Below are 24,095 nucleotides of genomic sequence, written 5' to 3'. Positions count from 1 at the left end.
GTCATGCGGCGATATACTTGCGGGCGTAACGCGATCCCAAAGAGGTGAGGATCTCGTAGCCGATGGTGCCTGCCGCCTCGGCCAAGGTGTCGACAGATTGGTGCCGTCCCAAGAGTTCGACCGTTTCCGGAATTTCCTTGGCTGGGCCGACGTCGACACCGATCAGGTCCATCGAAATGCGCCCAACGATCTTGCAGCGGGTCTCAGCCGCCCAAACATGCGCCTTCGGTCCCATTGCGCGGATGATGCCATCTGCATAGCCCGCGGAAATCGTGGCGATTTTACCCGGCACGCGCGCGACCCAGCTGTTGCCGTAGCCAACGGATTCGCCCGGGTTCACGTCTCGCACCTGGATCACCGGGATCGACAGCGACACAACTGGGTGCGCATCGACAAAGGGCAGGCCGCCATAAAGACCGATGCCGGGGCGGGTCATGTCGAAATGATAGTCAGGACCAAGGATCGTACCGCCTGTCGCCGCCAAGCTGCGTGGTGCGTCGATGCCGTCGGTCATCTGACGGAAGGTCTGAAGCTGAAATTCGTTCATGCCGTGGCTGGGCTCGTCGGCGCAGGCCAGATGGCTCATCACAAGCACGGGTTTCTGGCTAAGCGCGATGTCGCGCAGAGCGGACCACTCGGCAGGTTCCATCCCCAGACGATTCATGCCGCTGTCCAATTGGATGCCGAACGGGTGACCTGGCAGCGTCTCGACATGGCGCAGCATTTGGTCGATGGAATTGATCATCGGGACAAGGTTGGCATCACGCAACAGGGCCGCATCGCCTTGCATATGTCCGCCGAAGACGCAGATCGTCGGGCCTGGGCCAAGCGCCTCTCGAACGGTGACGCCTTCTTCGGCCTGCGCGACAAAGAATGTGCGTGCCCCGGCATCTGCCAGCGCTGCCGCCACTTGCGCCGCGCCAAGCCCATAAGCGTTTGCCTTGACCACCGCGGCGGTCTCGCCCGCGTTCATCGCGGCCAATGCTCGCCAGTTGGCGCAAATCGCACCCAAATCAATCGTTAGAACAGACTGTGCCATGCGCGGTGTTTGTGCGTGTCTCAGCGGTGGGTCAAGCGTGAAAAATCCGATGGCGGCGTTTGCCGGTCAACTGAGGCGGAATTGGTAACGCCCGCAGTTCGGCCAAGGCTCCGCGTCAGACGTCTTCCGCGCCCTGTTGCCACGGCTTGATGAGGTTTCCAAAGCGGGTGAAGCGGCCTTCGAAGCTGAGTTCGACTGTGCCGATGGGGCCGTGACGCTGCTTGCCGATGATTACTTCGGCGCGACCATGCAGGCGCTCCATCTCGTCTTGCCAGGCGGCCATCTTTTCCAGATCGTGCTCGCCGGGTTTCTCGCGTTCCTTGTAGTATTCTTCGCGGAACACGAACATGACAACGTCGGCGTCCTGCTCGATGGAGCCCGATTCCCGAAGGTCGGACAATTGCGGGCGTTTGTCTTCGCGGCTTTCCACCTGTCGCGAAAGCTGCGACAGCGCTATCACAGGGATGTCGAGCTCCTTGGCGATGGCCTTGAGCCCCTGTGAGATCTCGGAGATCTCGTTCACACGGTTGTCGCCCTTGCCGGTGCCTTTGACCAGCTGAAGGTAGTCGATGATCAGCACGTCAAGCCCATGCGTCCGCTTAAGACGGCGGGCGCGGGCGGCCAACTGGCTGATCGGCAACGCGGGTGTATCGTCGATGAACAGCGGGCAGGCTTCAAGCGATTTCGCGGCGTCTACAAAGCGACGGAATTCGGTTTCTGTCATGTCGCCGCGGCGGATCTGCTCTGAGGGCACTTCGGCCGCTTCTGACAGAATACGCGCGGCCAACTGCTCGGCGCTCATTTCAAGAGAATAAAACCCCACAACGCCACCTTCGACCGTGCCTTCGGTGCCATCGGGTCGGGTACCTTTGCGATATGCCTTGGCGATGTTGAAGGCGATGTTGGTGGCCAATGAGGTTTTGCCCATCGACGGGCGTCCGGCAAGGATCAGAAGGTCGGATCGGTGCAAGCCACCCAGTTTGCGGTCCATGTCGACCAGTCCGGTGGACACGCCGGCCAACCCGCCTTCGCGCTGGTAGGCCGCATTGGCCACGTTAACTGCGTCGGTGACGGCCTTTAGAAAACTTTGAAACCCGCTTTCGCTGCGCCCTTGTTCGGCCATTTTGTAAAGCGCTTGTTCGGCCTCGACGATCTGTTCACGCGGTCCCGACGTGATATCGACCTTGGCGGCTCGGGCACTGATATCGCGACCCAGAGAGATCAGGTCCCGGCGTACCGCGAGATCGTAGATCATTTGCGCATAGTCGCGCACGGCGAACGAGCTGATCGCCGCTCCTGCGAGGCGCGCAAGATAAGTGGGGCCGCCAAGTTCCTTCAGGCCTTCGTCATCTTCCATGAAGGCCTTGAGCGTCACCGGCGACGCAAGGTTGTTCTTGGCAATCCGCGCAGAGGCGATCTCGAAGATGCGCGCGTGGACCGGGTCAAAGAAATGCTGGGGTCCGATGATCGAAGCAATGCGATCGAACACATCGTTGTTGGTCAGGATCGCACCAAGCAATTGCTGTTCGGCCTCGACCGAGTGCGGCATCGTTTCTGGGTTCTGGATCTCGGCGCCGGTCGGATTGAAAGTTGTGATTTCGTTCATGTCGTTCCCCCATATGCACCCGGGACCGAGGTAGCGATATGTCCGGTGAAGGGCAAAATGTATATCCTGTGGAAAAGCTGTGTGCGGGCTGGGTGTGCCCTATCTTGCGCGATACGCACCTAGTGCGTCAACATCTGGTGGTATTGCCGACTCGCTGTGACCAAGGAAACACGCAGCAAGTTTCTGGTGCATGGCGTTACACAACGTTTACAGACGGGCTTTGCGCGTGCGAGCCTTGATGGGACGCTACAGAAAGGTGCTGCGAACATGAAACCGATTCTAACCGCTTTGGTTGTGTTGGGCGCAGGACTTGTCCCGGCTCATGCACAAGAGACCTGCACACGCGACGCTATGGTGGTGTTCGACGGCTCGGGCTCGATGGCCGAGATGGGTTTCAACCTGTTGGACGAGCCCCGCATCTTCGACGCCCGTCGGGCGGTCCGCACGGTGATGCCGCAGGTGGCCCCGGCGCGGCGCTTGGGGTTGGTGACCTATGGGTTCGGGCGGCGCGAAAGCTGTTCAAGCGTCGTGGTGCGGTTCCCGCCGGAACCCGACGCGGCGGATCGGATCATCTCGGAAATCGACCGGTTGCACCCTGCGGGCGAAACGCCCCTGACCGAGGCCATTGCAGCGGCGGCACAGGTTCTGGATTACGAAAACAAACCCGGCGAAATCGTGCTGGTGACGGATGGCAAGGAAACCTGTGGTGGATCACCGTGCCAGTTGGCTGCCGATCTGGCCGCTGGGGCGGACATGACGGTCCATGTGATCGGCTTTCGAGTGCGAGGGGAGCACTTTGCTTGGCCCGACCAGCCACAGGACAGCTTTATCGAGCCGGTCGCGCGCTGCCTCGCCGACAGGACAGGGGGCATGTATGTCAATGCCGAAACGCTGGACGACCTCATCGGGGCGTTGCGCCAAACGCTGGGCTGTCAGGTTCTAAGCGAGGTTACTTCCGGGCGTCCTGCCATGCGCGGGGTGCTTTGAGGAAAGCTTCGACCTCGGTCAGGGTCTTGTCATCAAATGCACCTTGAGCGCGGGCTTCTGCCAGCACGTCCCACCATGTGCAAAGGTGGTGCAGCTCGACACCATGGTCTCCCAGTGTCTTGGTCGTTTCCGGGAAGATGTCGTAGTAAAAGATCACCGCCGTATGGCCGCAGGTGGCACCGGTTTCGCGGATCGCGTCCACAAAGCTGAGTTTCGATCCACCATCGGTGGTCAGGTCTTCAACGAGCAGTACGCGTTGGCCTTCGGTCATGGCACCTTCGATGCGGGCGTTGCGACCGTATCCCTTGGGCTTTTTGCGGACATAGGTCATGGGCAGCGCCATGCGTTCGGCCACCAGTGCGGCAAAGGGAATGCCTGCTGTTTCACCGCCTGCAATGTTGTCGAAAGCCTCAAAACCAGCGTTACGCATCACCGTGATGGTGAGGAAGTCCATGAGCGTCGACCGGATGCGCGGGAACGAGATCAGCTTGCGGCAGTCGATATAGGTGGCCGAGGGCAAGCCGGAGGCCAGAATGAATGGATCTTCAGGTCGGAAGTTCACCGCACCGATTTCCAAAAGCATCCGCGCTGTCAGGCGGGCGATTTCTTCGGACGACGGATAGGATGACGGGATCATGGCGCGTTTCCTCGGAACGGTTTGCGCCGCTCTAGCGGGTTTTGCCGCAGAGGAAAAGGGCAGGCGCCTGTCATGATTGCCCGCCCTTGTGATGTCTTCGGTGACGCGCCTTAACGGCGAGTGATGGTCGGAAGCCCCAGCATCCTTGAGAAGGTCCAGCCCTGACCTTTGGTCTCTTCCCGACGCACAACAAGCGGCAGGATCATGTTCGCCATATGCGCATGTTTGGGAATTACCGATCCAGTGTAGGGTTTGCGGCGGCTGATCAGGCCGATGGGGAAGTTTGCCATCCGCGCATGCCGCGAGAAGATCGACTTGTCATAGGGTTCCCGGTCGCTGAGTAGCGGAATTGGGAAGTTCGCCATCCGCGGTCCACCCGGCATCAGCGCGTTCGTGCCCTGTTTGCCGTTGATCAGATGTGGGAAGGGCCAGTTGGCCATCCGCATATGGCGCGGGAAGGCGAAGCGATCCCATGGCTTGCGACGGCTGATCAGCGGGATCGGGAAGTTCGCCATCCGCGCATGGCGCGGGAAGATGGAACCGGTGAACGGTTTGCGGCGGCTGATCAGGCCAATCGGGAACGATGCCATACGCGCGTGACGCGGAAAGATCGACCCGGTGTAAGGTTTGCGATTGCTGATCAGGCCGATCGGCCAGTTCGCCATCCGACCATGACGCTCAATCGCCATGTCATCATAAGGTTTGCGGCGGCTGATAAGCGGGATCGGCCAGTCTGCCATGTGGTAATTGGTGTCTGACGGGTCTTTGCGGCGGCTCAACATGTAGGGGTGATCGCTCAGAACGCTCAGCCCACGCCCGTGCTGGTCTTTGACAAAGACGTCCTGATCGAGGTCGCCCATATCGACCGCGCCATAGTCAGCGGCGACGTTGCGGGTGATCTTGGCCACACCCAGTGGTTTGTATTTGCCGCGCACCATAAGAACGGCACCGCCTGATGTCATACGCGACGCATAGGCTTTGGCGGTGTCTGGCAGCACATCTGCTTTCTGCAACCGGTCGGCAACGCCTTTGGGATCATCAAAGATCCGAATGATGTCGGGGGACACCTTGTACGCATAGACCAGTTCGCGTTTTGCGGACTGTGCCTGATCCGTGCTATCGAAGTACCGTGTGATAATCGTCGTCATGGAGCCTCCACCGGGTTGGATTGCTTTGGTGCTGCAGTGCGTGTGGCTTCCGAAAAGCCACCCCGGCCCGCGAGCGGGTAAAGAATGAGAACGGCCATCACAAGGAACGCCATCTCCATCGAGAATACTACGTTGTAGGGTGTTTCGACCGAAAGACCATTGCCGTCAGCGGGCAGGGCAACAATCAGATCTCGGACCCAACCCGCCAAGGCCATGCCGATACCTGCCGCAGTCGCCTGCACGCTGCCCCACGCGCCCAGCGCAAGGCCAACTTTGTCCTTGGGGGCGGCGCGCATGGTGGCGGTCAGGGTGGAATGGCCGAACAGGCCCGCGCCGATGCCAATCATGAGTGTCCCGGCGAGAAAGGCTGCGGTGCCTCCGCCGTAGGCTGAAAAGATGATTGCAGCAAAGCCGGGAATCCCGATCAAAGCGCCGGTCATTGAGGTCACGGACGGCATTCCGCCGTTGCTCAGCGTGCGTGACGCGATTCCGAAGCCAAGCAGCGTGCCACCTGCCAGAAGGGCCGTGAGCTTGGTCGTGCTGGCGACCGAGAGGCCAAGAGCCTCACCACCATAGGGTTCGAGCAAGACATCCGCCATGCCAAAGCCGAAGGTGCCAAGAGCGATCACGATCAAAAGCCGCAGCATACCGGCGTTCTGCATGAGCTGCGCCCAAGCATCGCGGAAAGACGTGTCTGGTGCGCTGGCCATGGCTTGGGCACGAACGCGGTCGCGTGCCTCTTGCTTCCACATGGCAAGAAAGTTGAGAGCGACGGTCACAACCGCCGTCCCTTGGATCACTTGGATCAGACGGCCGGGCGAATAGCTTTCAAGCATTGTGCCATAGATGATTGCGCTAAGGACCATGCCGAACAAAAGCATCACGTACATCAGCCCCACCACTTTGGGCTGATCGGCTTCGTCGACAAGGTCCGTCGCCAAGGCGAGGCCAACGGTCTGCACCATGTGCACGCCCGCGCCGACCAGGAGGAAGGACAGTCCGGCGGAACTATACCCGATCCAGCGCGGGGCATCGAAGGCCTCGCCATAGCCGGACAGAACCAGCAGGGCGAAGGGCATGATGGCAAAGCCACCGAACTGGTACAGCGTGCCTTTCCAGATATAGGGCAGGCGGCGCAGACCCAGCGCGGATTTGTAGGTGTCGGATTTGAAACCGATCAAGGCGCGGAAGGGGGCGAAAATGATGGGAAGGGCCAGCATCGTGCCGACAAGGCTTGCCGGTACTGACAATTCAACGATCATCACGCGGTTCAACGTTCCGACCAACAGAACCAGCGCCATCCCGACGGTCACCTGGAACAGGGACAGCCGCAGCAGGCGCGATAGCGGTACGCGGTCCGACGCCACATCTGCAAACGGCAGATAGCGGGGGCCGATGGTCGCCAATCTGTGCAGAACGATGCGACGGTAGTCGAACATTCCGGAGCACCTTTTTCAAAGCCCCGGCGCCCAGTGTACGCAACGCAGGGATGAAATCCGGGAAATGCGGGCCCGGCACACTTGCCGGGTCCACAGTGCTAGGTTTTGGTCACAACTCGGGTTGCAACTGCGACGGCTGGATCAACGCTTGCGTCGAGGAGCCGTCCGGCAGGATGATTGTCACAGCAAGGCTGCCATCCGTTTGCGGCACAACAAAGCTGGCCTTCGCGGTATTGGCGCCTGGAGCAAGCATCGTTGCCGCTGCCATGTCACCGGAGCCCAGTTCCTGGCCGGACAGGAAGTCCGCAACCCAGGATGTATTGCTGAGCACTGCGACGTGCACTGCGAAAGAGCCTACGGCAACCGCACCGAGAAACACGGGAACGCCCACCGCTGGGGGGACGACGAGCCACATTTTTGCATTATTCATTCTGTGTCTCCCTTATCCGAGCCACGGTGTGGACACGGCAACGAGAAAATGCGCCAGCAGTGCAATCGCACCGAAAACGCGTGTGCCATCAATCAGGTAGCTGTGGACTTCCTCAGCTTCCATCAAGGTCAAACCGGTCGGCCAGACCTTGCCTTCGTCGTCTGCAGACATTTTTGAACTCCTTTTAAGGGTTGGTTCGAGTTGTTTACGGAGCGCTGTGGACAAGAGCGATCTGCCCGTGTCGATCGGCCTGCGCCCCAAGAAAGCCGATCTGGAACCTTTTTGACGTCATTTTGTCCAAGTGTGTAATAAAAAACTGACAGTGGCAATTGTAATGTTAAGTTTACACACCATGCGAATGCCAATGCAGTCGGGCTGACGCTGGGGAAGTTTCGAATAATCAGGGGGTTGTGGGTGTTTGCTGCAGTGCAACTTTGGTTGCGTAAAACGCACAAAGTGACGGCAGATGGTGGAAATTCAGGCAAGAATCACCAAGCCGGAAGATTAATCCGTCTAAATAGGCCCGTTACGGGAGAGTGGCGCGCTATGTGTTGGTGCGATCAACAGCGGCTGTAGATCATGCTCCAGAAATTGCGGTTGGGCATGGGGTCGGTTGCGGCTGATTGGGTCAGGTATCGCGCCCCAAGGCTGTAGGCCTCGCTTTCGCCTTGCGCCGGACACTGCCATGTATCCGCCACGCCGCTTTGCCATTGGACGTGATGCACCAGTTCATGCAGCAAGACTTCGCGCCAAAGAGGGTTTTCAGTGGGCTGATCAAAGAACTCGGCATCTTGATAGACGCCGGCAGCAAGCAGATAGATCGTTCCATGCGGCCCGTCGCCCGCTGCGTAAAGCGCATTGACCCGTTCATCCACGCCGTCATCGGGCATCAGGTGCGGAACACCGGTATAGAATTCACGCGTCAACGCCTCTGGCGTCAGTTGCAGCACAATCGGATGTGGCACGTGACCTATGTCATAGCTGCTGTTGTGATCAATCCAGTCCAGCAGGGCGTCTATCAACTGCTCCATGGGAGGTCCTTTTGCTCTGATCCTCCCGTGACCACATTAGATCACATGCGACTAAAGTCGCACCTTTGTGGCGACTGACCTGTCACAACCCATGAGCTTGCTGATTTTTCGGGCAAAGAGCGACGCGACGCCCGCGTCCTGAGCGGTGGCAGCTCAGATGGACTTCTGTTCCCAGCGGCTCGGGGCGACATTCCGCACTTCCCAGAACGCCTGAGCTTGAACGGGAAGGGTGGACAGCACACGGCTGAAATGCTGCACACGCTTGGAGCGGCGCGGCATTCGCGGCTCGCATGACAACAGCTCCAAGGCCTTGGCATGCTGGCAGGAATGCCTAGTCGGCCACCTGCCAATGCAGCGGCATCATCGGATCAAACACCGTGACCGTGCCGTCACCGGTGTCGATGTGATCGGGATAGGCGACCGGATCCCCTTTGGTCAAAGTGATCGTGCTTTCATTCGCGGGCAGGCCATAGAACTTCGGGCCATTCAGGCTGGTAAAGCTCTCAAGCCGGTCCAACGCCCCGTCCTGTTCGAACACCTCAGCCAGAATGGACATCGTATTGGTCGCGGTAAAGCAGCCCGCACAGCCACAGGGCAGCAGCTTGTTCGCATCGGTATGCGGCGCGCTGTCCGTGCCAAGGAAAAAGGTCGGATCGCCACTGGCCGCGGCACGGCGCAGGGCAAGGCGGTGTTCCTCGCGCTTGGCCACGGGAAGACAGTAATAATGCGGTTTGATCCCACCGGCGAGGATATGGTTGCGGTTGATCACAAGGTGATGCGTCGTGATCGTGGCGCCCAGTTCCGGCCCACCTTCGGCGGCATATTCAACGCCCTGCATGGTCGTGATGTGCTCCATCACCACCCGAAGGCCCGGCGTTGCACGGCGGATTGGATCAAGCACGCGTTCAATGAACACCGCCTCGCGATCGAAAATGTCGATGTCGCTGTCCACCACCTCGCCATGCACACAAAGGGGACAGCCGATCTCGGCCATCTTTTCCAGAACCGGGCGAACCTTGTCGAAATTGGCCACACCTGAGGCTGAATTCGTGGTGGCGCCCGCCGGATAAAGCTTGACCGCTGTGATCAGCCCACTGGCATAGGCGCGTGCCAAATCCTCCGGGTCGGTCTCTTCGGTCAGATACAGCGTCATCAGCGGTGTAAACTGTGACCCTTCGGGCAAAGCTGCCATGATCCGGTCGCGATACGCGGCCGCATCTGCAGCCGTGACAACAGGTGGCACAAGGTTCGGCATGATGATCGCACGGGCGAAATGGCGTGCGGTTTCAGGGGCCACGGCACGCAGCATTGCGCCATCGCGCAGGTGCAGGTGCCAGTCATCGGGTGTGCGAAGGGTCAGCGTGTCTGTCATGCCTGCCGCCTAGCACGCTCGGGGCGTCTATTCTAGGGTCCAGTTCCTAGTCGATCCCGTCTTCCACAGTGGCGTTGGCTTGGCGATATGCCTTGAGCTTGCGACGATATCGGGGAGCGCCGAACTGGTTGACGATATAGGCGCAGACCGCCTCTGCCAGATGCGGGCGATCCTGAGATTCGAGTGTTGCAAACAGTTTCTTGCAATACAGCGCATGTGACCGGCGGTGTCGGTACAGCTGGGCGAAAAGCGCAGTGTCGAGCGTTCCGTTCGCAGCCGCTGTCACAAGCGGTTCGATCACACCCATCTGGGTCAGGCTCTGCTGCATGCCGCCACCCAGATGCCGCGCCCGGAACCGGGTGACACCCGAGCGTTGAAACAGCGCCGCATGCATCGCACCCAGCCGGTCGGCAGGATCGTAAATGACATAGGCGGCCGCGGCCGCTTCGAGCATATCCGGCGCAAAGCCGTAGCGGTCGGTAAAGTTGCTCCGACGCATGTGGACAAAACGGTCATCCCATTCTGTCAGGCGCGGGTCCAGCGTGGCCTGCGGTTCCAGCGCGAAAACCGTGGCACCGGGAGAGGCAACGGAAAAGGCACAGGCCGCATAGCCGCAGGGGCCAGCGCCGAAAAAGATAACCTGTTCAAAATCGTCGAAGAACCCGTCATCGGTCATCTGGTCGAAGAACCCGTAAATCTCGCCTTCGCGAAACCATGTGTCGCGGTTGCTGATCACGGTCAGGCAGGACCAGTCATTGGCCTTGGCCAGGTCAAATCCGATTGGTCGCGCATCTTCGGACAGCGACTGAATCGCGGGCAGGGATTCAAACGTGACCAGCAGCGTGTCGCCTTTTTCGATAAAGGCCGCGTTGTGACGAGGGCCAAGAGGTTCGAAGAAACCACAGGTCTCGCCGATATCCCGCATCTCCTCCAGCCACTGAGCCGGGCTCAGATCGCTTAGGGAAAGTGTATACGGATCGCTTGCGTCCTGCATGGTCCACATGTCCTCATTGTCGCGCGCCTGTTGACAGGTCTGTGTTTGACTTAGGGATTAATCAAGAATTTGGGCAGAATTGAGCCAAAATGCAGGGGAGACTATGAAGTTTCCTCATCCACCCGGGCCCCGGCTTGGGCAAACCGTGCAAGGTTCTGTGCGATTGTGTCCGGCAAAGGCTGTGACGGTGGCGTCATCAGCAACCTCCCGTACAGGTCTCGGAATATGTCCTGCTCCATAAGCCGATCGAATCGTGCCTTGCGCCATGCTGTGGCACTGTCATGCAAGTCTGCAAGCACCGGGTCAGCCGCAAGGTCGGCCCGAATGGGTGCGGCCCGATCCCATAGGTCAATCGCCGAGTGATCCTCTTCGGTGTTGAGGTTCCGCTCTACCCAGTAATCCAGCCCAAGTCGGTCTGAACTGTGGACGGCGCGGCCCCGATCAGCCTTGAGCACATAGCTTTCCACCGATCCCAGCGGATAATGATTGAGCTGCACCAACCCATGCTGCGCCATCCGGTAATCAGAGAAAATCCGCCCCGCCGCCATCTCGCGCGGCAGCGCACGGCCGTCCCCATCAAACCAGCGCGCCTCGGCAAGCCGTTCTTCCACGGGATTGCGCGGGCGGTGCACCCCAAGGTTCCGGTACGTCCGGTCATTGCGATAGAGCGTCTTGAACATTGCTGCTCGCCAAGGCCAAAGCAGCGGGCGCGGGCCTGCGTGGGTGAATTGCAAAGGCACCGGTCGGTCTTCGTAGTCCACCACTCCCGCATTGCCGAAATTGCGCCAGGTCAGCGTGATCGCGGTAGCGTCCGGAAGGGCCTTGATCAACGCGGGCAGGGTGCGGTCGCCCACATGCACAGTGACGAATTCGTCGATGTCCAGCGCCACCAGCCAGTCGGCCCGCTTCACCGCGTCCGCCTTGCCGGCCAGTTTCAATCCGCTGAATTGGATGCCCCCTTTGCCAAAGGGCGGCGCGTTGCGGATGTGGGTCAGCCACCCCAACGTCTCCAGCCGGTCCAGCACAAGGTCGGTGCCATCGTCGCAATCGTTCGACACCACAACGAAATCCGTGATGCCGATACTGCGGTGCCACGCCAGCCAATCCAGCAGAAACGCCGCCTCGTTGCGGACACACAGAACGGCGGTGATGGACACGGGTAACAGCGGCCTTGGCTTAGGAAAATCAACCGTCTAACTGTGTCAGGTCGCGCTGAAGGCGTCAATTCCGGCCCGTCACGTGCGACCTTGGCGCTATTGACCCCGGGGGCACCCACAGGGCAGCAAGGCCTGTGACAAAGGAGCACCTCATGCAGACACCTGAAAGTATCGACGCCGTTCAAACCATGCTGGCCGACACCGGCTATGTCTGCGGACGCGCTCTGGCCACAGTGGTGTTCCTGTCGCTGAAACTGGGCCGCCCCTTGTTTCTGGAAGGCGAGGCCGGCGTCGGCAAGACCGAGATCGCCAAGGCGCTGGCCGCCTCTCTGGGCCGCAAGCTGATCCGCCTGCAATGCTACGAAGGCCTGGATGCTTCCAGCGCCGTCTATGAATGGAACTTCCCTGCCCAGATGATCGCGATCCGCACCGCCGAGGCGTCGGGCAATGCTGACCGCGAGATGTTGCAGCGCGAGCTTTTCAGCCCGGATTTCCTTGTCGAACGCCCCTTGCTCGAGGCGATGCGCCCGGATGAGAACGGCGCGCCTGTGCTCTTGATCGACGAGCTGGACCGCACTGATGAGCCATTTGAGGCGTTCCTGCTGGAAGCATTGTCCGACTTTCAGGTCACGATCCCGGAGCTGGGCACCATCAAGGCGCCAGAGCCGCCGATCGTGATCCTGACTTCCAACCGCACGCGCGAGGTGCACGACGCTCTCAAGCGCCGTTGCCTCTATCATTGGGTGGACTATCCCGACTTCAACCGAGAATTGGAAATCCTGCACGCCCGCGCCCCAGAAGCTGCCGCGACCCTCAGTCGCGAAATCGTCGCTTTCGTCCAGCGCCTGCGCACCGAGGACATCTTCAAGAAACCGGGCGTGGCCGAAACCATCGACTGGGCCAAATGCCTCTTGGCGCTCGACGTGATCGACCTCTCGCCAGAAGTGATCTCGGATACGCTGGGTGCGATCCTGAAATATCAGGATGACATCCAGAAACTGCAAGGGTCCGAGGCCAAACGCCTGCTCGATGAAGCGAAGGCGTCTCTCGAACCGGCATGATGCTTCTTCTTTTTCCAAATATGCCGGGGGTCCGGGGGCAGCGCCCCCGGTCGGCCATGTAATGGCCGAATACATCCCTCTCGAACTGCCCGACAATCCCCGTTTGGCACAGAACATCATCCATTTCGCCCGTGCCCTGCGCCGGGCTGGGCTGCCCATCGGGCCGGGCCGGGTGATCGACGCGATACGGGCTGTCGAAGCGGCGGGTTTCACCGAACGGATGGACTTCTTTTGGACCCTTCACGCCTGCTTCGTGAACCGCCCGGAACATCGCGTGATCTATGCGCAGGTCTTCCGCCTTTACTGGCGCGACCCGCGCTATCTGGAACACATGATGTCCTTCATGCTGCCCGCGATCCGGGGGGTGCAGGAGGAAAAATCAGCTGCGTCCGGCGAAAAGCGTGCGGCACAAGCGCTGCTGGATGATCTTTTGCCCGACGTGCCCGAAAACGAACAATCCGAAGAAGGCACCGAGATCGAGATCAAGTCGACACTCACCATGTCGGCTGAGGAAAAGCTGCGCACACTCGATTTCGAACAGATGAGCACGGCTGAGGTGGCCGAGGCCAAGCGCATGCTGGCTCGCCTAAGTCTACCAGTGAAGCCGATCCCGTCGCGGCGCGGCAAGGCGTCGGTGCTCGGCAAACAGGCGGATTACCGGCGTACCCTGATGAAATCCATGCGGCAGGGCGGCGAGATCCGCTCCATCGCGCGCAAAACGCCGCGCCCGCGCTGGCCCAATTTGGTGGTGCTCTGCGATATCTCCGGCTCCATGAGCCAGTATTCCCGCATGGTGCTGCATTTCCTGCACGCCGTCGCCAACGAGAAAGGTGCAGGCTGGGCCAAGGTGCATGCGTTTACCTTTGGGACTCGCCTGACGAATATCTCCCGACACCTTGCGACTCGCGATGTGGACGCAGCGCTCAAAGCTGCCGGGGCTGAGGCGCAGGATTGGGAAGGCGGCACGCGGATCGGTCAGTGCCTGCACGCCTTCAACCGCGACTGGTCGCGCCGGGTGATGGGGCAGGGCGCGGTGGTGCTGCTGATCACCGACGGGCTGGACCGCGACGATGCGGGTGCGCTGGAAAAGGAAATGGAGAGACTGCACCTGTCGTCGCGCCGTTTGATCTGGCTGAACCCGCTTCTGCGCTGGGATGGGTTCGCGCCCAAGGCGACGGGCATCCGGGCGATGCTGCCGCATGTGGACAGCTTCCGCGCCGGTCATAATATCCAGTCACTCGAAGAACTGGCCATTGCCATCTCGCGCCCCGACGATCCGGGCGAAAAGGCGCGATTGATGGGGCTGCTATAGGGGCAGGGCGGGCGGTTTTCCGTCGACGGAAAGCCCGCACGCGCTGGCACCTGTCGCGACTAACCTACCTGCTGGTGCACTTCGATCACATTGCCTTCGGGGTCTTGAAAGAACACCTGATGCCATTCCTTGGCAAAGGCCGTTCCGTAATCCGAATAAGGGATTCCCTGCTCATCGAGAATGGCCAAAAACGCGGCCAGATCGTCAGTGCGAAAGGCGATATGGCCGCGGTCCACCGGATTGATGACCTGACCGTTTTTGAAAGCCACGGTCAGGTCCCGCTCGGCCAGATGAAACTGCATCTGACCATCCGTGGCAAATCGGATCTTGCCGTTGAACCCGCGATCCCCCGTCGCTTCGGTGCGCGGGAAATTCTCTTGCGGAACATCTCCCAGACCCAGAACGCGGGTGTAGAAGTCGTGCATCTTGTCCACGTCTTTCGAGACGTAATTGACGTGATGAAATTCGAGCTTCATATCCCCTCCAAGCCGGGTTTCGCGTCAGGCGAAATGCCCGGCAAACGCGCCTGCGTGAAGCGCTTTCAGCTCTGCCAAAGTTGCGTCCGCCCCACCGATTTTCACGGTGTCGCCAGTAAAGCGGCCCACAGTCGAAATGGGCACACCGGCCTGACCTGCCGCGACGAACAGCGCTTCGGCCTGATCGAAATTGCAGGCCACAAGGTAACGCCCCTGATCCTCACCAAAGAGCTTTGCTTGATCGGTCTCGTCGATCACCACGCCCACGCCCGACCCGCTGGCCATCTCAAAGGCAGCGAGCGCAAGGCCACCGTCAGACAGATCGGTGCAGGCCTTGATCAAATCGCGGTTTGCGCGGATGAAATCGCCATTGCGGCGTTCCGCGATCAGATCGACCGCGGGCGCATCGCCATCTTCGCGGTTGAACACCTCGTACAGCAAGGCCGATTGACCCAGATGGCCTTCGGTGTCGCCCACAACCAAAGCGACGTGTCCGTCGCGCGCACGGCCCAAAATCGGCTCTTCACCGGCGGCGATCAAACCCACCGCTCCAATCGTCGGTGTCGGGAGGATGCCCTGACCATCGGTTTCGTTGTAGAGTGATACGTTTCCGGACACGATGGGCATGTCCAGCGCTTCGCAGGCGCGGCCGATACCTTGAAGTGCTCCAACAAACTGGCCCATGATCTCGGGCTTTTCGGGGTTTCCGAAATTCAGATTGTCCGTGGTTGCCAATGGCTTGGCCCCTACGGCGCACAGGTTGCGGAACGCTTCTGCCACCGCCTGCTTGCCACCTTCGACGGGGTTCGCTTTGACGTAGCGCGGGGTCACGTCCGAGGTGAAGGCCAGCATCTTGTCGGTGCCATGCACGCGGATCACACCTGCACCCCAGCCCGGACCTTCAACCGTGTCGGCCATGACCATGCTGTCATACTGTTCGAACACCCAATTGCGGGCGCAGTAGTTTGGGCTGCCGATCAACGCCTTCAATGCGTCGATGGGATCACGTGCAGGCACATCTTCCATCACGGCAGGGGCCTCGGAAGGCACCCAGGGACGGTCGTATTCGGGGGCAGAGGATGATAGGCGCGACAGCGGCAGATCGGCTTTGACCTCGCCATTGTGTACGATCAGGAAGCGGTCTTCTGCGATGGTTTCGCCAACGATGGCAAAGTCCAGATCCCATTTCTCGAATACCGCACGGGCCTCGGATTCTTTCGACGGATCCAATACCATCAGCATCCGTTCCTGCGATTCGGACAGCATCATCTCGTAGGCGGTCATGTTCGCCTCGCGCTGGGGCACCTTTTCCAGATCGAGCCGGATGCCCAGCTTGCCCTTATCGCCCATTTCAACGGCCGAACAGGTCAGGCCTGCAGCCCCCATATCCTGGATCGAGATCACGGCACCGGTCTGCATCAGCTCAAGGCAGGCCTCCATCAGGCGCTTTTCGGTGAACGGATCGCCAACCTGTACGGTGGGGCGCTTTTCTTCGATGCTGTCGTCGAATTCAGCCGAAGCCATGGTCGCCCCGCCAACACCATCACGTCCGGTTTTTGCTCCGAGATAGACAACCGGGCGGCCGACGCCGCTGGCCGTCGAATAGAAAATCTTGCCGGCATCCGCGAGACCCGCCGCAAAGGCGTTCACAAGGCAGTTGCCATTATAGGCGCGGTGAAATCGGACCTCGCCGCCCACGGTGGGAACGCCGAAACAGTTGCCATACCCGCCAACGCCTTCGACCACACCATGCACCAGCTGTCGCGTCTTGGGGTGGTCTTTTTCCCCAAAGCTGAGTGCGTTCATCGCCGCAATGGGACGCGCGCCCATGGTGAACACGTCACGAAGAATACCGCCGACGCCCGTTGCCGCACCTTGATAAGGCTCGATGTACGATGGGTGATTGTGGCTCTCCATCTTGAAGACCACCGCCTGACCGTCGCCAATATCCACCACACCCGCGTTTTCGCCGGGGCCGCAAATCACCTGAGGGCCGGTGGTGGGCAAGGTGCGCAGCCATTTTTTCGAAGACTTGTAGGAACAATGCTCGTTCCACATGGCGGAAAAGATGCCCAGTTCCGTGAATGTGGGTTCGCGGTTCATGATCCGCAGAATCTCGGCGTATTCGTCGGCATTGATGCCGTGGGCAGAGATGATGTCTTCTGTGATGGCTGGGTCTTGCATGCGGATGTCCCCGTGGGTTGCGCAGATGGCGGCGGTTTAGGCGAAACCGTGCGGCGTGAAAAGCCCCGGCGCGGATTCGGGCGCTGTTGTGCAAGTTCTGCGAGCGAGGTTGGGGTCCGGCCCCCGCCCGCATTTTAGTCCAGTCGAGCAGCGTTGCGTTCGTGACTGCTCAGGACGCGGGGCACGATGATCGGTGTGCCGTTCTTGTCAAAGAACGGAGAGGTGCGATTGCCGCCGGGAAGCCGGGCACGGAGAATGCGGCCCATGATTGATAGGTGCGCCGCAAGAACGCCGGTTTCCTTGATATGGTTTGCTTTGCCCACGGTGTTCACAAGAGCCTTGATCGGCCCGTAGCCGTCCACGCCGGGCGGCAGGATCGCACCGACAAAAGGCAGGGTCGGGGTGGGGAGCGTGTTGGCGATCGGCGTCCCGCAGCACCCGGCATGCCAGCGCAGCAGCCCTTTGGGTCCAAGCCTGAGAACGGCAAGGTGGTCATGCCCGTCAAGGAATTCGAAATGCGCAGGCAGGGTTTGAAAGATCTCGGTGCCGCCATCGGAATCAAGCCGGGTGATCTGGTGTTTGAGAAACCGAGCTGCGGTCTGGCAGTCTTCACAATAGCAGACCAGATGGGTGCCGTGGGCCTTCTGCGCGATCCGCCAGCGCATCTTACCGCAGACACAGCTGTGCGTTCTGTCATCGGTCATATGATCCACCTCTCGGAAAAATTGCAAAAAAAAGGCCGAGCATAAGCTCGGCCGAAGTCCAACAGGGAGGTATGAAGATGATGCGCAATTCAGCACTCCATCTCATATGTGCTAAATATGTCAGCGCTCTGTGACATGGCAAGAGGGATAGCCTAGAACATATGTCATTCCCGCTATGCGTGAGGCGCATGGGTCACACTTCCGTGGATGCCCCAGCTTCCAGTGCCTTGCGGGTCTGGCGGTGGGCGAAAATCTCTTCCTGAACGAAATCCCGGAAGGCCGCGATCCGTTTGGACTGCCGAAGCTCCTCAGGATAAGCAAGGAAAACAGGCACTTCCGCCGATTCCACGTCAACCAATACGCGTTTGATGGTTGGAAAGTCCTCGATGATGTAATCGGGCAAAACGCCAATACCCAAGCCCGACAGGACCGATTGCAGCACGCCGAAGTAGTTGTTCACCGTCAGAGTCGACTTGATGTCATAGGCCAACAATTGTTGCACCATGATCATCCCTGCACTCACCTGTGCGGCGCGGGGATTCTGGCAAATGAGCCGGTGCTTGGCCATGTCCTCGATTGTTGCTGGGGTCCCGTTCTGGGCCAGATATTCAGGCGACGCATAAAGCCGCATGCGGATCGACATCAGCTTCTTGCGGATCAGGTCGGCCTGGCTTGGTTCCTTCATGCGCACAGCGACATCCGCCTCGCGCATCGGCAGGTCAAGAACGCGCTCTTCCAGCATCAGGTCGATGTTCAAGTCGGGGTATTTCTCGTAAAGTTTGGGCAGGCGCGGAGCGAGCCAAAGTGACCCGAAGCCGATTGTGGTGGTCACACGCAATTCACCGAACACTTCTTCTTCGCTGTCGCGGATCCGCGCGGTGGCGGCTTCGATCCGTTTGTTCATGGAGCGCGTCGCGTCGAACAGCAATTCTCCCTGCTCGGTAAGAATCAGTCCCCGTGCATGGCGATGAAACAGCACCGTGTTCAGCGATTCCTCAAGCGCCCGAACCTGCCGAGACACCGCAGATTGCGACAGGTGCAGCGTGTCCCCCGCATGGGTCAGACTGCCGGCATCAGCCACCGCGTGAAATATTCTGAGTTTGTCCCAGTCCATGAGATACACTTTCAATCGTTAAAGGCGGTTTACATGACACAATGCAATATATGAACGACAACTTTTCCCGACACTGAATTTTCGAAAGAATTTTCTAGCAAGGTCAGCATTTATGACCTAAATTTGTGCTAATCTATGGGCACATTTTACGCAGGGAGGCGTCAAATGACCAAAGCCGAGATCACTTTGAACGACCGCTTCGATTTGTCGAAATCGCCGGTGCTTCTGAATGGCACTCAAGCGCTTGTGCGCTTGATGCTGATGCAGAAGGCGCGCGATGTTGCGACCGGGCTGAACACGGCAGGCTATGTCACAGGCTATCGCGGTTCGCCGCTAGGTGCCGTGGACATGCAGATGCACCGTGCAGAAAAGTTCCTCAAATCCGCCGATGTCACGTTCAAGGAGGGTCTGAACGAAGACCTTGCTGTAACTGCACTCTGGGGCAGCCAGCAGGCCGAGTTGCGCGGCGAAGGGCGCTATGACGGCGTGTTCGGCCTTTGGTACGGCAAGGGGCCAGGGGTCGACAGGTCCGGCGACGCGATGAAACATGCCAACATGGCGGGCACTGCGCCTCATGGCGGTGTGCTGATGGCGATGGGCGACGACCACACAGGCGAATCCTCGACCGTGTTGCACCAGTCGGAATGGGCGATGATCGACGCCTATATGCCCGTGGTGTCGCCTGCGGGTGTGCAGGAAATCCTTGATTACGGTCTCTATGGTTTTGCCTTGTCACGGTTTTCGGGCCTGTGGGTGGGCCTGAAGACGATGAAGGACACCGTCGAAGTGACGTCCGTTGTCGATGGTCGCCCCGACCGGCTGTCTTTCGTCACACCGCAATTCGATATGCCTGATGGTGGGCTGAACATCCGCTTGGTTGATACGCCCCACGCGCAAGAGGCGCGGATGATCGACCACAAACGCTTCGCCGCCGAGGCGTTTTCCCATGCCAACAAGATGGATAAACGTGTCTGGGGCAAACCCGGTGCGAAGATCGGGTTCGTGGCAGCGGGCAAGAACTGGCTGGATCTGGTGCATGCGTTGTCGCTGCTGGGCATCGACGCGGACGAGGCGGAACGGCTGGGCATCACCACTTATAAGGTGGGGCAGACATGGCCGCTCGACATGCGGGGTTTCCACGACTGGGCCGAAGGGCTCGACCTGATCGTCGTGGTCGAGGAAAAGCGCAAGCTGATCGAGGTCCAGATCAAAGAAGCGATCTTTGATGACCGGCACGGACGCCGCGTCTGGGGCTGGCACAAGGGCGGTGGGGCCGGGTCGATGCACGGACCCGAACTCTTCCCGACACGCGGCGCGCTGGACCCGATCCTGATTGCCGAAAAGCTGGGCGAGATCCTGATCGATGAGGGGCGCGACACCGACCGCATCAAGGCCGGTATGCAAGCCATTGATGAGGCGAAGAAAGCGGATAACGCAGAAGAAATCGCAGCGCGTTTGCCATATTTCTGTTCCGGCTGCCCGCACAACTCCTCTACCAAAGTGCCCGATGGCAGTCGCGCCTATGCCGGGATCGGCTGTCACTACATGGTGCAGTGGATGGACCGCGAAACGCTTGGCTTTACCCATATGGGGGCGGAAGGGGCAAACTGGATCGGCGAGTCGCTCTTCTCGAAGACGCCGCATGTGTTCCAGAACCTTGGTGACGGCACCTACAATCACTCCGGTGTGCAGGCAATCCGCGCGGCCATCGCGGCGGGGACCACGATCACCTACAAGATCCTCTACAACGATGCCGTTGCCATGACGGGCGGTCAGAAAAACGATGGCGGATTGTCACCCCAGCAGATCGCGTCGGAACTGACCGCGATGGGGGTCAAGCATCTGGCGGTGGTCTATGACGAGAAAGAGGATGTGGACCTCAAGTCCTTCCCGCAAGGCATTGAATTCGCAGAACGCGCCGATTTGCAAACCGTACAGGCAAAGTTTGCAAAGACCACAGGCGTCAGCGCCATTGTCTACGTCCAAACCTGTGCCGCCGAGAAACGCCGCCGCCGCAAGCGGGGCCAGTTTCCCGACCCGGACAAGCGCGTCTTCATCAACACCGATGTCTGCGAAGGCTGCGGCGATTGCGGGGTGCAGTCGAATTGCGTGTCCATCGTGCCCAAGGAAACCGAATTGGGCCGCAAGCGGGCGATTGACCAGTCTTCCTGCAACAAGGACTTTTCCTGCCTCAAGGGGTTCTGCCCGTCATTCGTGACGCTGGAAGGCGCGCAGGTGAAAAAGGCAGCGACAACATCGCTTGATTTGCCAGACCTACCGCGGCCCGAATTGCCAACGATTGAAGGTACATGGAACGTGGTCGTCACCGGAGTTGGCGGCACAGGCGTTGTCACCATCGGGGCAGTGCTGGCGCAAGCGGCGCAGATCGACGGCAAGGGTGCCGGGATGATGGAAATGGCCGGCCTTGCCCAAAAGGGCGGCGCGGTACACATCCACCTGCGGCTTGCCAACACCCCCGAAGACATCAGCGCAATTCGCGTGGCGACAGGTGAAGCTGACGCCCTGATCGGCGGTGATCTGGTGGTCAGCGCTGGTGCCAAAACGCTGGGTCTGATGCGGACCGGGCGCACGGGTGGTGTGGTGAACAGCCACGAGATCATCACTGGGGATTTTACGCGCAACACCGAATTTACCCTGCCGACTGATCGGTTGACCGTATCGCTTCAGGCGCGGCTGCGAGAAAAGCTCGACCTCTTCGATGCGTCCGAGTTGGCCAAGGCAACCTTGGGGGACTCGATCTTCTCAAACATGATGATTCTCGGCGCCGCGTGGCAGCGCGGACTGGTGCCGCTGACCTATGACGCCATCGTTCAAGCCATCGAATTGAACGGCGCGGCGGCCGAAAAGAACATCCGCGCCTTCGAGATCGGTCGCTGGGCGGTGCTGCACCCGGCAGAGGCGGCACGCGTTGCCGAACCGAAGGTGATCGCGCTGCCAAAGACGCTGGATGAAAAGATCGCCTATAGATTTGACCATTTGGTAAAATACCAAAGCACGCGCTATGCAAAACGCTACCGTAAGCTGGTGTACGGAATTTCCGACCCCCGACTGAAAGAGGCGGTGGCCAAGGGCTATCACAAGCTATTGGCCTACAAGGACGAGTACGAAGTCTCGCGCCTACACCTCGAAACCCGCGCCAAGGCGGAAGAGCAATTCGGCGGCGACTTCAAGATGTCCTTCCACCTTGCCCCGCCAATGCTGACCAAGACCGGACCCGACGGGCGGCCGGTGAAAAAGCAGTATGGCGAAGGGATGCTGAAAGGCTTTGGCCTTCTGGCGAAGCTCAAGATGCTGCGCGGTACGCCATTTGATCCATTCGGTCGCACCGAGGAACGCCGCATGGAGCGCGCGCTGATCAAGCAATACGAGGCTGACATGCACGAATGGTTGCCTAAGGCCAAACCAGATACGGTGGATGCGCTTGTGGCGCTGGCGGAACTGCCGTTGCAGATCCGGGGCTTTGGCCCGGTCAAACACGCCAACGCCGCCAAGGCCGAGAAGCGCCGCGAAGAATTGCTGGTCGTGTTGCGCTCGGCTGCGGCTGGTTTGAAACAGGCGGCCGAGTGATGCGTCATATGGCCGTTAAGGAACTGTTACATCTTTGCGGGTAAATCAGAGCGCGCTAGCAGGGCGCGATCCAATGTATTCGGAGCTTGATTGGTGACGTCTTCCGCCGCCCGCGACATATCCTACTCGTACTCCGCCCGCTCCAAACCGGGACGCGCGATGATCCGCCTGATGGAAAACGCGACAGGACGCCTGACGCTGATCAAACGCGCGGCAGGCTATCAGGACGAAGTCGCCCAAGGCCGCGATTTCTGGGAGGTTATGGTTGATCGCTATGGCCTCAGCCTTGATGTGGTCGGCGGGTCGCTGGACAATATCCCGCGCACCGGTCCGCTGATCGTGATCGCCAACCATCCGTACGGCATCTTGGACGGGCTGATCCTGGGCCACATTCTGTCAGTCACGCGCGGCGATTTCCGCATTCTTGCGCACAAGATTTTCCGCAAGGCAGCGGATCTGGATCGCGTCATTCTGCCGGTCAATTTCGACGAAACCAAAGAGGCCATCGCGCAGAACATCGATACCCGCAAGGTGGCGCTGGATTATCTGCGCGAAGGTGGCTGTGTTGGGGTGTTTCCCGGCGGCACAGTGTCCACCGCCGTGACACCCTTTGCCAAACCTATGGATCCCGGCTGGCGGGGGTTCACCGCCCGCATGATCGCCAAGTCCAACGCCACCGTTGTGCCAATCTATTTCGACGGTCACACCAGCCGCCTTTTCCAGATGGCCAGTCATCTGCATAGCACGCTGCGCATGGGGTTGTTGATCAAGGAATTCCGCAAACGCGTCGACACGCCTGTCCGCATCGTCATCGGCGCGCCGATCCCAGCGCAGGAAATCGACATCCGCAAAAAAGACGCGCGAGAGCTGATGGATTTTCTGCGCAAAGCCACGTATGAGCTGTCTCCAACGCCGTTTACGTCTTACGACTACGGCTTTGAGTTTGAAGAGCGGCACCGGGTGCGCGATTAACGCCACCCCTTGCCGAGTGCGCGAGGGCGACATGGCGGTAGGCGTATTTGACAGCGGTCTAGGTGGGCTGACGGTGCTGGATGCAGTGTCCAAGCGGCTGCCTGACGTGCCGTTCGTGTATCTTGGCGACAACAAACATGCGCCCTACGGCGTGCGCGATGCCGACGATGTCTATACCCTGACCTGCGCTGCGACCGAACGGCTGTGGGACGCAGGCTGCGATTTGGTGATTCTGGCCTGCAACACCGCCTCTGCGGCGGCACTCCGGCGGATGCAGGAAAGCTGGATTCCGCGCGAAAAGCGCGTGTTGGGTGTGTTTGTGCCCTTGATCGAAGCGCTGACCGAACGGCAATGGGGCGACAATTCCCCGCCGCGTGAAGTTGCCGTCCAGCATGTGGCGCTTTTCGCCACTCCCGCAACCGTGCGCAGCCGCGCGTTCCAGCGGGAATTGGCCTTCCGTGCGATCGGCGTCGATGTCGAAGCTCAGGCCTGCGGCGGGCTGGTGGATGCCATTGAAGAGGGCGACATGATTTTGGCCGAAGCGCTGGTACGGTCCCATGTGGATGCACTCAAGCGCAAGATGCCGACCCCGCAAGCGGCCATTTTGGGGTGTACGCATTATCCGCTGATGCAGGAGATCTTTCAGGATGCGCTGGGGCCAGAGGTCGCTGTCTACAGTCAGGCCAATCTGGTGGCGGAATCCCTCGCCGATTACCTTGTCCGGCACCCCAACATGATGGGGCAGGGCGAGGCGTCGATGTTTCTGACCACGGGCGATGCAAAGCGGGTGTCGGATCACGCAACGCAATTCCTGCGACGACGAATCCAGTTCGAGGCCGCCTGA

General features: G+C 59.8%; 21 protein-coding genes. 6 read left to right on the top strand and 15 right to left on the bottom strand.

Translation table 11 applies throughout. The features are described from left to right. Window position 1 precedes the first annotated feature (1 nt). Entirely contained in the window at window positions 2-1,039 is a 1,038-nt protein-coding gene (gene alr / locus MCRY_RS17405) for an alanine racemase (protein WP_085632213.1), read from the bottom strand. A 115-nt stretch (window positions 1,040-1,154) separates the two neighbouring features. Next, window positions 1,155-2,645, bottom strand: coding sequence for a replicative DNA helicase (locus MCRY_RS17400; RefSeq protein ID WP_085632211.1), 1,491 nt, complete (start codon window positions 2,643-2,645; stop codon window positions 1,155-1,157). Between the two features lie 267 nt (window positions 2,646-2,912). On the opposite strand from MCRY_RS17400, the gene MCRY_RS17395 reads away from it, so the two are divergent. Next, a complete protein-coding gene (locus MCRY_RS17395) occupies window positions 2,913-3,632 on the top strand; it encodes a vWA domain-containing protein (RefSeq protein WP_238939667.1) in 720 nt (239 codons plus the stop codon). Here MCRY_RS17395 and MCRY_RS17390 read toward each other — a convergent pair. The 9 genes from MCRY_RS17390 to MCRY_RS17350 form a co-directional block, all read right to left on the bottom strand. Beyond that, window positions 3,595-4,269, bottom strand: a complete 675-nt coding sequence (locus MCRY_RS17390; protein WP_085632209.1) for an orotate phosphoribosyltransferase — start codon at window positions 4,267-4,269, stop codon at window positions 3,595-3,597. The genes MCRY_RS17395 and MCRY_RS17390 overlap by 38 nt on opposite strands. 110 nt (window positions 4,270-4,379) lie before the next feature. Then, a complete protein-coding gene (locus MCRY_RS17385) occupies window positions 4,380-5,417 on the bottom strand; it encodes a PucR family transcriptional regulator (RefSeq protein WP_085632207.1) in 1,038 nt (345 codons plus the stop codon). After that, window positions 5,414-6,856: a PucC family protein gene (locus MCRY_RS17380; RefSeq protein ID WP_085632205.1), complete on the bottom strand. Its 1,443-nt coding sequence runs from the start codon at window positions 6,854-6,856 to the stop codon at window positions 5,414-5,416. The genes MCRY_RS17385 and MCRY_RS17380 overlap by 4 nt, the downstream gene beginning before the upstream one ends. A gap of 109 nt (window positions 6,857-6,965) precedes the next feature. Then, entirely contained in the window at window positions 6,966-7,286 is a 321-nt protein-coding gene (locus tag MCRY_RS17375) for a light-harvesting protein (RefSeq protein WP_085632203.1), read from the bottom strand. A gap of 12 nt (window positions 7,287-7,298) precedes the next feature. Next, window positions 7,299-7,457 carry a light-harvesting antenna LH1, beta subunit gene (gene pufB / locus MCRY_RS17370; RefSeq protein WP_085632201.1) on the bottom strand — a complete coding sequence of 53 codons (159 nt, stop codon included), beginning with the start codon at window positions 7,455-7,457 and terminating at the stop codon, window positions 7,299-7,301. Between the two features lie 389 nt (window positions 7,458-7,846). Next, window positions 7,847-8,317, bottom strand: coding sequence for a hypothetical protein (locus MCRY_RS17365; protein ID WP_085632199.1), 471 nt, complete (start codon window positions 8,315-8,317; stop codon window positions 7,847-7,849). 331 nt (window positions 8,318-8,648) lie between these two features. Further along, window positions 8,649-9,689 carry a dihydroorotase gene (pyrC, locus tag MCRY_RS17360; RefSeq protein WP_085632197.1) on the bottom strand — a complete coding sequence of 347 codons (1,041 nt, stop codon included), beginning with the start codon at window positions 9,687-9,689 and terminating at the stop codon, window positions 8,649-8,651. Between the two features lie 46 nt (window positions 9,690-9,735). Next, window positions 9,736-10,683: a phosphoadenosine phosphosulfate reductase gene (locus MCRY_RS17355; RefSeq protein ID WP_085632282.1), complete on the bottom strand. Its 948-nt coding sequence runs from the start codon at window positions 10,681-10,683 to the stop codon at window positions 9,736-9,738. Window positions 10,684-10,784: 101 nt separating this feature from the next. After that, window positions 10,785-11,840, bottom strand: a complete 1,056-nt coding sequence (locus tag MCRY_RS17350; protein WP_085632195.1) for a glycosyltransferase family 2 protein — start codon at window positions 11,838-11,840, stop codon at window positions 10,785-10,787. 152 nt (window positions 11,841-11,992) lie between these two features. Between MCRY_RS17350 and MCRY_RS17345 the strand changes: the two genes are divergently transcribed. Together MCRY_RS17345 and MCRY_RS17340 are read left to right on the top strand one after the other, a co-directional pair. Next, on the top strand, window positions 11,993-12,901 hold the full coding sequence (locus tag MCRY_RS17345) for an AAA family ATPase (protein ID WP_085632193.1): 909 nt from the start codon (window positions 11,993-11,995) through the stop codon (window positions 12,899-12,901). 61 nt (window positions 12,902-12,962) lie between these two features. After that, window positions 12,963-14,213: a vWA domain-containing protein gene (locus tag MCRY_RS17340; protein WP_085632191.1), complete on the top strand. Its 1,251-nt coding sequence runs from the start codon at window positions 12,963-12,965 to the stop codon at window positions 14,211-14,213. Between the two features lie 59 nt (window positions 14,214-14,272). Here the strand turns inward: MCRY_RS17340 and MCRY_RS17335 are convergent, their stop codons facing one another. From MCRY_RS17335 to MCRY_RS17320, 4 genes are all read right to left on the bottom strand, one after another. Next, window positions 14,273-14,689 (bottom strand): VOC family protein, encoded by a 417-nt coding sequence (locus MCRY_RS17335; protein ID WP_085632189.1) that lies wholly within the window; start codon window positions 14,687-14,689, stop codon window positions 14,273-14,275. Between the two features lie 24 nt (window positions 14,690-14,713). Then, window positions 14,714-16,873 carry a phosphoribosylformylglycinamidine synthase subunit PurL gene (purL, locus tag MCRY_RS17330; protein ID WP_085632187.1) on the bottom strand — a complete coding sequence of 720 codons (2,160 nt, stop codon included), beginning with the start codon at window positions 16,871-16,873 and terminating at the stop codon, window positions 14,714-14,716. A gap of 134 nt (window positions 16,874-17,007) precedes the next feature. Then, on the bottom strand, window positions 17,008-17,577 hold the full coding sequence (locus tag MCRY_RS17325; protein WP_138487915.1) for a DUF6151 family protein: 570 nt from the start codon (window positions 17,575-17,577) through the stop codon (window positions 17,008-17,010). 193 nt (window positions 17,578-17,770) lie between these two features. Further along, window positions 17,771-18,691: a LysR family transcriptional regulator gene (locus tag MCRY_RS17320; protein WP_085632183.1), complete on the bottom strand. Its 921-nt coding sequence runs from the start codon at window positions 18,689-18,691 to the stop codon at window positions 17,771-17,773. 165 nt (window positions 18,692-18,856) lie between these two features. On the opposite strand from MCRY_RS17320, the gene MCRY_RS17315 reads away from it, so the two are divergent. The 3 genes from MCRY_RS17315 to MCRY_RS17305 all read left to right on the top strand — a co-directional run bounded on the left by MCRY_RS17315 (window position 18,857) and on the right by MCRY_RS17305 (window position 24,095). After that, window positions 18,857-22,279: an indolepyruvate ferredoxin oxidoreductase family protein gene (locus MCRY_RS17315; RefSeq protein WP_085632181.1), complete on the top strand. Its 3,423-nt coding sequence runs from the start codon at window positions 18,857-18,859 to the stop codon at window positions 22,277-22,279. Between the two features lie 159 nt (window positions 22,280-22,438). Continuing rightward, entirely contained in the window at window positions 22,439-23,251 is an 813-nt protein-coding gene (locus tag MCRY_RS17310) for a lysophospholipid acyltransferase family protein (RefSeq protein WP_085632179.1), read from the top strand. A 31-nt stretch (window positions 23,252-23,282) separates the two neighbouring features. Next, window positions 23,283-24,095, top strand: coding sequence for a glutamate racemase (locus MCRY_RS17305; RefSeq protein ID WP_085632177.1), 813 nt, complete (start codon window positions 23,283-23,285; stop codon window positions 24,093-24,095).

Origin of the sequence: Marivita cryptomonadis, from assembly GCF_002115725.1 — a bacterium.
Classification (GTDB): domain Bacteria; phylum Pseudomonadota; class Alphaproteobacteria; order Rhodobacterales; family Rhodobacteraceae; genus Marivita; species Marivita cryptomonadis.
The sequence above is the reverse complement of the archived record's forward strand: the minus strand, read 5'-3'. Positions and strand labels throughout refer to the sequence as shown.

What these genes read in the sequence shown, in the direction of transcription:
- alr (WP_085632213.1), bottom strand. Translation starts at nt 1,039, where the DNA reads ATGGCACAGTCTGTTCTAACGATTGATTTGGGTGCGATTTGCGCCAAC.
- MCRY_RS17400 (WP_085632211.1), bottom strand. Translation starts at nt 2,645, where the DNA reads ATGAACGAAATCACAACTTTCAATCCGACCGGCGCCGAGATCCAGAAC.
- MCRY_RS17395 (WP_238939667.1), top strand. Translation starts at nt 2,913, where the DNA reads ATGAAACCGATTCTAACCGCTTTGGTTGTGTTGGGCGCAGGACTTGTC.
- MCRY_RS17390 (WP_085632209.1), bottom strand. Translation starts at nt 4,269, where the DNA reads ATGATCCCGTCATCCTATCCGTCGTCCGAAGAAATCGCCCGCCTGACA.
- MCRY_RS17385 (WP_085632207.1), bottom strand. Translation starts at nt 5,417, where the DNA reads ATGACGACGATTATCACACGGTACTTCGATAGCACGGATCAGGCACAG.
- MCRY_RS17380 (WP_085632205.1), bottom strand. Translation starts at nt 6,856, where the DNA reads ATGTTCGACTACCGTCGCATCGTTCTGCACAGATTGGCGACCATCGGC.
- MCRY_RS17375 (WP_085632203.1), bottom strand. Translation starts at nt 7,286, where the DNA reads ATGAATAATGCAAAAATGTGGCTCGTCGTCCCCCCAGCGGTGGGCGTT.
- pufB (WP_085632201.1), bottom strand. Translation starts at nt 7,457, where the DNA reads ATGTCTGCAGACGACGAAGGCAAGGTCTGGCCGACCGGTTTGACCTTG.
- MCRY_RS17365 (WP_085632199.1), bottom strand. Translation starts at nt 8,317, where the DNA reads ATGGAGCAGTTGATAGACGCCCTGCTGGACTGGATTGATCACAACAGC.
- pyrC (WP_085632197.1), bottom strand. Translation starts at nt 9,689, where the DNA reads ATGACAGACACGCTGACCCTTCGCACACCCGATGACTGGCACCTGCAC.
- MCRY_RS17355 (WP_085632282.1), bottom strand. Translation starts at nt 10,683, where the DNA reads ATGCAGGACGCAAGCGATCCGTATACACTTTCCCTAAGCGATCTGAGC.
- MCRY_RS17345 (WP_085632193.1), top strand. Translation starts at nt 11,993, where the DNA reads ATGCAGACACCTGAAAGTATCGACGCCGTTCAAACCATGCTGGCCGAC.
- MCRY_RS17340 (WP_085632191.1), top strand. Translation starts at nt 12,963, where the DNA reads ATGGCCGAATACATCCCTCTCGAACTGCCCGACAATCCCCGTTTGGCA.
- MCRY_RS17335 (WP_085632189.1), bottom strand. Translation starts at nt 14,689, where the DNA reads ATGAAGCTCGAATTTCATCACGTCAATTACGTCTCGAAAGACGTGGAC.
- purL (WP_085632187.1), bottom strand. Translation starts at nt 16,873, where the DNA reads ATGCAAGACCCAGCCATCACAGAAGACATCATCTCTGCCCACGGCATC.
- MCRY_RS17325 (WP_138487915.1), bottom strand. Translation starts at nt 17,577, where the DNA reads ATGACCGATGACAGAACGCACAGCTGTGTCTGCGGTAAGATGCGCTGG.
- MCRY_RS17320 (WP_085632183.1), bottom strand. Translation starts at nt 18,691, where the DNA reads ATGGACTGGGACAAACTCAGAATATTTCACGCGGTGGCTGATGCCGGC.
- MCRY_RS17315 (WP_085632181.1), top strand. Translation starts at nt 18,857, where the DNA reads ATGACCAAAGCCGAGATCACTTTGAACGACCGCTTCGATTTGTCGAAA.
- MCRY_RS17310 (WP_085632179.1), top strand. Translation starts at nt 22,439, where the DNA reads ATGATCCGCCTGATGGAAAACGCGACAGGACGCCTGACGCTGATCAAA.
- MCRY_RS17305 (WP_085632177.1), top strand. Translation starts at nt 23,283, where the DNA reads ATGGCGGTAGGCGTATTTGACAGCGGTCTAGGTGGGCTGACGGTGCTG.